Here is a 4,870-nt window from a genome sequence, read left to right on the forward strand (position 1 = left end):
AAGCCACATAGCAGTGTTCTTGCTATCATGTTCATTGCGAACGATTTCGCCTTTGGCACGATGCATGCGTGATCCTCTAAAAAGGGGCACGGACTGAGGAGAAGTCGTCCGCTGACCACGCTCACCGGAAACTCAGACGAGGGAACGGTGGCAACTGCGATACTGTCGGCGACGGTATTGGTGAAGGAGGGAGCTTGGCGGGACACTGCAATCTTGATGAAGGTGGTCGCCTTCCGATATTAAGCGATGATGAGGTGCGGAGCATAACTGCCGCCCATGAGAAGCTGGCCCCTTCAGAGTATTTTTGGCGACAGCGGCTAGAGCAGTTTAAAACATCGCAGCTTCCCTTCGTGTCGTCGTCCGTGGCTAAGACGCCGCCCAGATGGCAGTCGAGTTCGGGCGTCATTCCAAGTGCTTTGGCCAAGCTGTCGCCATTCGATCGCACGGAATACTTGGTAACGGCTTGGCTGATCTATCTCGCCCGCATCACGGGAGAAGCAGAGCTTCAACTGGGATGCACGCCTGCATGGGATAGATCGCAGGCCAGTTCGAAAGCGGTGGAGATGCTTATCGCCTCTGTCGTGCCGATCGAAGTTACCATTGATCTTGCACATAATTTTGAGGAAGTGCGCGGGGCGGTGGTGGCCGAATTCGCTCGGCTGACGGAGCACGGCAGCTTCGCGCGGGATCTTATCGCGCGCTGCCCGACATTGCGCAGTGTGGAGGCACTACGATCACACCAGCCCTGGTCGATTGGCATTACGATTACAGCAGATAGCTGTTCTGCCGCTAGCGATCTAGCTTCGAACGCGAGTTCTGAGACAACCCTGTCCGGTGATTTGCTGACATTCGAGCTTTGCACTCTGGATGGGAGCTTTCGATGGCACTTTGATGCAAGTCGATTGGCACCGACGCAGATCGACCGTATGACGCAGCATTTGCAAACGTTGTTGTGTGGCGTGATGGCCGATGCGGGGCAGCCGGTCGGCCGCATCGATATCCTGCCGGCCGCCGAGCGCACCTATCTGCTGGAGGGTCTGAACCGGACGGACGCGGACTATCCGTCGGATCTTTGCATCCATGAGTTGTTCGAGGCGCAGGTGCGCCAAGCGCCGGAGGCGGCGGCAGTGGTCTGTGACGACGAGCGCCTGAGCTACGGCGAGCTCAACGCGCGGGCCAACCGGCTGGCCCATCATCTGATCGCCCTCGGGGTCAAGCCGGGGAACCGCATTGCGACAGTGCTGGACCGCTCCGTCGCTCTTGTCGTGGCGCAGTTGGCGGTCCTCAAGGCGGGCGGAGTGTATGTGCCGATCGATCGCGCTCTTCCATCTGCGCGACAAGGATGGCTGATGGCAGATTGTGCTGCGCGCCTCGTGCTTACGGAGGGTGTCGATGAATTGGTTGATGTGACGATCCCTGTTCTGTCTATTGAGCCGCTCATGGCTGGGACTGGGTCTAGTGCCGACCCTGGCTTGACGTTGAGCGCCGAGGCTGCCGCTTACGTGATGTACACTTCCGGCTCGACCGGCCTTCCCAAGGGGGTTGTTGTTCTTCATCGTGCGGTCAATCGGCTCGTCATCAACAACGGCTATGCGAAGATCGATGCCCGAGATCGTGTGGCGTGGGTGGGTAATCCGGCCTTCGACGCCAGCACATTTGAAGTGTGGACGCCGTTGCTCAACGGTGGCTGCATTATTGCATTAGATGCCACGACCGTCTTAAATCCTTCAAATTTTGCCAAGTCACTTGAACAGCAACGGGTGACAACCCTTTTTCTAACAACAGCGTTATTCAACAAATATACGTCATCGATCGCTCCAGCGTTGGCACAACTTAAGTACCTTCTTTCTGGAGGCGAGGACAGTGACGGTCCCTCATTTTTGAGATTGCTAAGAGAAGAAGGTCCTGTACGCCTCATTCACTGCTACGGTCCGACCGAGACGACGACCTTTGCGACAGTCTGCGAGATCACCGCGATTGGTGAGACATTCCGCCGTGTCCCGATTGGCCGTCCGATTGCGAACACGCGGGTGTACCTGCTGGACGGGCATGGTGCGCCGGTTCCGTTCGGGGCGGTGGGCGAGCTTTACATTGGCGGCGCAGGCGTTGCGCGTGGCTACCTGAACCGGCCCGAGCTGACGGCCGAGCGGTTCATCGCCAGCCCGTTTGTGGAGGGCGACCGGCTGTATAAGACTGGCGACCTGGGGCGTTATCTGCCGGACGGCAATCTGGAGTTTTTGGGCCGCAACGACGAGCAGGTGAAGATCCGCGGCTTCCGCATCGAGCCGGGCGAGATCGCGGCGCGGCTTTGCGAGCATGCCTGGGTGCGTGAGGCGGTGGTTGTGGCGCGCCAGGACCGCGCCGGCGACAAGCACCTTGTCGCCTATGTCGTGTGCGGACCCGAGGCCGGCTCGGACGGGGACGATGGCGGCGCGCTTGCCGGCGCCTTGCGCGCTCATCTGGGTGCGCGGCTGCCCGACTACATGGTGCCGTCGGCCTTCGTGCGGCTGGATGGGCTGCCGCTGACACCGAACGGCAAGCTCGACCGCCAGGCGCTGCCGGCGCCGGCCGACGAGGCCTATGCGCACGCCGCCTATGAAGCGCCGCAGGGCGCGGTCGAGACGGCGCTGGCAGAGATCTGGGCGGAGCTGCTCGGGGTCGAGCGGGTCGGACGCCACGACAACTTCTTCGAACTCGGCGGCCATTCGCTCCTGGCGGTGCAGCTCTTGAGCCGGCTGTCGCGGGCTGTTGGGGTCGAACTGCCGCTGACGAGGCTGTTCGCCAGGCCGGTTCTTTCCGATCTGGCCGAAAGCATCGTCGAGGTGTTGAGCCGCACCGATCCGCAAGACCTGCCGGCGATTGCGACGGTGTCGCGCGACGAGCCGCTTGCGCTGTCGTTCGCGCAGCAGCGGCTATGGTTTTTGGCGCAGCTGGACGAGGGCAGTACCAACTATCACATTCCGCTGGCCTTGAGACTGCGTGGCGTGCTCGACCGCGTCGCCTGGCAGCGCAGCCTTGACCGTCTGTTTGCCCGTCATGAGGCGCTGCGCAGTGTCTTTGTCGCTCCGGAGGGCAAGCCGCGGGTTGAGGTTCTGCCGCCGGAGGGGCTGCCGGTGCTGGAGCACGATCTGCGGGACAGGCCGGATGCAGAGGCGGCGCTTTTGGATCTGTGCCGTGAAGAGGCGCAGACGCCCTTCGATCTTGCGCGCGGGCCGCTGATCCGCGGGCGTCTGATCCGGATGTCGGATGAGGAACATGTTTTCCAGCTGACCCAGCATCACATTGCCTCGGACGGCTGGTCGATGGGCGTGCTGGTGCGTGAACTCAGTCAGCTTTACCGGGCGTTCGCAGCTGGACAGGACGATCCTTTGCCGCCGCTGGCGATCCAGTACCCGGATTATGCCGCCTGGCAACGGCAGTGGCTGTCGGGGGAACGGCTGCAAAGCCAGGCTCAGTATTGGCGCAACGCCCTGTCAGGCGCCCCGGCCCGGCTTGCACTGCCGACTGACCGCGTGCGGCCGGCCCAGCAGTCGTTTGCCGGGGCCAGTGTGCCGATCGTCATCGATGCGGATCTGACGCGGGATCTGAAGCGGCTGAGCCGGCAGCATGGCACGACGTTGTTCATGACGGTGCTGGCGGCCTGGGCGGCGGTGCTTTCGCGTCTGTCGGGGCAGGACGACCTCGTGATCGGCGTTCCGAGCGCCAATCGAGGCCGGCGCGAGATCGAAGAGTTGATCGGTTTCTTCGTCAATACCCTGGCGCTTAGGCTCGACCTGTCCGGCGAGCCGAGCGTGTCGGAGCTTTTGGCGCGGACGCGGCGCACGGCGCTGGCGGCGCAGGAGCATCAGGACCTGCCGTTCGAGCAGGTCGTCGAGATCGTGCAGCCGCCCCGGCATCTTGATCACACGCCGTTGTTCCAGGTGATCTTGGCCTGGGAGAACAATGCGGTCGAGTCATTGGACCTGCCGGGGCTGAGTGTGGAGGCTGCCGGGGAGGGGTATGATCAGGTCAAGTTCGATCTGGAGCTCGACCTTGGCGAAGATGGCGATCAGATCGCCGGATCGCTGCACTATGCCACGGCGCTATTCGACGAAGCGACGATCGAGCGGCAGCGTGAATATCTGGTGGTGCTGCTGCGGGCGATGGTTGCCGATGCAGGCCAGCCGGTCGGCCGCATCGACATCCTGCCGGCCGCCGAACGCACCTATCTGCTGGAGGGTCTGAACCGGACGGACGCGGACTATCGGCTGAGAAGAATAGCGGTGCAGAACGCCGCGCGATCTGAGCGACGCAGGCGGTCAGTCTGCTCACAACTTCCTGCTCGATCAATGGCCACAACAGGTAATCGGAATACCCGTCGGAGAAAATCGCCTCTCGGTCCAGCCTGCCTTCGCAAACCAGGGCGAGTTGCACCAGTCCGGACGAGAGCTTCGCATGACCGTACCCATGTTGCTCCCATTCGCGGCAATCGATGATGACGATTTGCGCGCAGCGCCCTGGCCGCAACAAACGGTGCTCAAGGATATCGATCTGCCGCACATCGTTGGGCAGATTGCCGAAGATCCGAGAACTCGCAATTTGTGACAAACACTTACCTGCTAAAGGGTCCGGGCCAAGATACGCGGCCAGAATCGATGCATGCACCTCGGTAACACCTTGAGGACTTGGCCTGCGAAAGCCTTGATGCGGCCGAACGGCGGTCGAAGAAGGTGGGTCTTGGTTTGTGTAGTTGGCTGTAAGGGTGAATACCTTCTTCCCAGCAGATGCTCGCTCGAAGTCAGCGCGCGTCGGTTTCTCTGAGTTGGGACAGCGGAACCAGCACCGCGTCCGATGGACGAGGGGGGTAATGAACTGGCTCGGTCCTGAAGAT

General features: G+C 61.7%; 1 protein-coding gene. It reads left to right on the forward strand.

Features of this window, described 5'->3' with window-relative positions:
- Positions 1-194: 194 nt before the first annotated feature.
- On the forward strand, positions 195-4,475 hold the full coding sequence (locus tag EOA24_RS27430; protein WP_127410264.1) for a non-ribosomal peptide synthetase: 4,281 nt from the start codon (positions 195-197) through the stop codon (positions 4,473-4,475).
- Positions 4,476-4,870: the final 395 nt, after the last annotated feature.

Origin of the sequence: Mesorhizobium sp. M2A.F.Ca.ET.039.01.1.1, from assembly GCF_003998035.1 — a bacterium.
In the GTDB taxonomy this organism is placed as follows: Bacteria; Pseudomonadota; Alphaproteobacteria; order Rhizobiales; family Rhizobiaceae; genus Mesorhizobium.